This window comes from Candidatus Acidiferrales bacterium (genome assembly GCA_035934015.1).
Classification (GTDB): Bacteria; Acidobacteriota; Terriglobia; order Acidiferrales; family UBA7541; genus DAHUXN01.
Window position 1 is genome coordinate 1 of record DASYYH010000014.1, and the last position, 1,856, is coordinate 1,856.

Here is a 1,856-nt window from a genome sequence, read left to right on the forward strand (position 1 = left end):
TCAACGTCGAAACTGACGCCGCGCAGCGCTTCCACGGCGCCGTAGCTCTTGAAAAGATTGCCGACTTGTACGACAGCTTCGCTCATCGTCTGTGCTTTTTTATCATAATGCGCACTCGGGGCGCGCGCAAAAAACGTCCGCGAATTCTTGCTAATTTCGGCGAGGCTTCTTTGACTTTGACTTTCCGGCAAGAGCCGTTGTCCATTGGTGGGCCGCAATGTCCACGCGCTTGCCGTCGCAGTGAGTTCCCTCGCCTTCGAGCAACCTGCGCTGCAGGCTCGCTACCGGCTCCTGCGTGAGGAGCCGGCCGCCCGCGCCGACCACTCGATGCCAGGGAATGCCTCTGCCGGACGGGCAAGCAGCGATGGCGAATCCGGCAGTCCTGGCGCCGCCCGGCAGGCGAAGCATTTTGGCGAGTTGCCCGTACGTGACGACGCGCCCGCGCGGAATGCGCTTCACAAGGGCATAGACTTTGCCCCATCCGCCCCGATTACGTTTCATTTTGCGTCCCAATACCAGATTGGCGCAGAACGTTCATTCATGTGCCGCTCCTCGAAGACCATTCAGAGCAATCCGTCGCGCCTCTATCCCGCATCTAATGAAGGAGAAGAGTGTGCAGCGTTTTGCGCAGCCAGGCCGCGCAGATGCTGGATGCTCGTTTGCAACCCCGCCTGATTGATTCGCTCTTACTAATTACCGATTCGATGCAACCCGTCAGAAAACAAGGCATCATACCATTGACGGCGTAGTGGAAGGCAAATACACTACGCAGCGGGTAAGGGAGAAGAGGGAGGCGACCGTGGCATTTGTACGGCGCAAAGGCAATTCCTACTATCTGGTGCACAACGTGCGCCGCCGAGGCAAGGTGGAGCAGCTTTACCTGGCCCGGCTGGGCGAGCGTCCGCGGATTACGGACGATGTAGTCAAAGAAGTCTCGAAGAATCATCCACTGCTCGAACTCAACTGGCCCCGGCTCCGAGAGGAGCTGAACGGCCGCGTGGAACTTTTCGATCCCAGTTCGGCGCACACAAAGCAGCTTCTCAATTCCTTGCGGCTGCTCAATCTGGACCTGGCGGATCTTTCGCCGCCATTTCTGTTGATGGCGGATCGCGCACAATCGAGTCAGGAGCTGGTAACGCAGCTCCGGTTGTTGCGGTCCACCGTTGATATAAAGCTGGAACAATTCGAGCGAGTCAAAACGCCCGCGCTCGAGGGCAACCGGAGATTCCGGTAAGGGGGAGCACTACAATGACAGCCCGGTCGCAGCACCTTGATCCTTCGCAGCGCAGCAGGGAATCGCGCGAGTTCGAATCTTCCCTGCGTCACAAAATTGTGGGCCAGGACGAAGCAGTGCAGGCGGTGGTGGACCTGTACCAGGTCTTCCGAGCCGGGCTCAATTCGCCGGGCCGGCCGGTGGGGAATTTGCTCTTCCTCGGGCCGACCGGCGCGGGCAAGACGCGCGTCGTCGAGGCCACAGCCGAGGTCCTTTTCGGCGACCCGCGCGCCGTCATCAAGGTGGATTGCGCCGAGTTCCAGCATTCGCATGAAATCGCGAAACTGATCGGTTCGCCTCCGGGCTATCTGGGCCACCGCGAGACGCATCCGCTGATCACTCAGGAAGCGCTCGCTCAATTTCATACCGAGAAGATAAAGCTCTCATTCTTGTTATTCGACGAAATCGAGAAGGCATCCGACGCGCTCTGGCAATTGCTCCTCGGAATGCTCGACAAGGCCACGCTGACGCTCGGCGACAACCGCAGAGTGGATTTGTCTCAAACGCTGATTTTTCTGACGTCCAACCTTGGTGGCTCGGATATCACCGAATTGCTGACCGGAAAATTGGGATTCGCGCCGGC

General features: G+C 58.8%; 3 protein-coding genes. 2 read left to right on the plus strand and 1 reads right to left on the minus strand.

Going from position 1 to position 1,856, the window contains the following annotated elements; genetic code table 11:
• Window positions 1–150: 150 nt before the first annotated feature.
• Window positions 151–501, minus strand: coding sequence for an MGMT family protein (locus VGR81_07240; GenBank protein HEV2288729.1), 351 nt, complete (start codon window positions 499–501; stop codon window positions 151–153).
• 298 nt (window positions 502–799) lie between these two features.
• Here VGR81_07240 and VGR81_07245 point away from each other — a divergent pair, with 298 nt between their 5' ends.
• Together VGR81_07245 and VGR81_07250 are read left to right on the plus strand one after the other, a co-directional pair.
• A complete protein-coding gene (locus VGR81_07245; protein ID HEV2288730.1) occupies window positions 800–1,234 on the plus strand; it encodes a hypothetical protein in 435 nt (144 codons plus the stop codon).
• A gap of 14 nt (window positions 1,235–1,248) precedes the next feature.
• Window positions 1,249–1,856: AAA family ATPase (locus VGR81_07250; GenBank protein ID HEV2288731.1), on the plus strand; the 608-nt coding region annotated here is incomplete at its 3' end.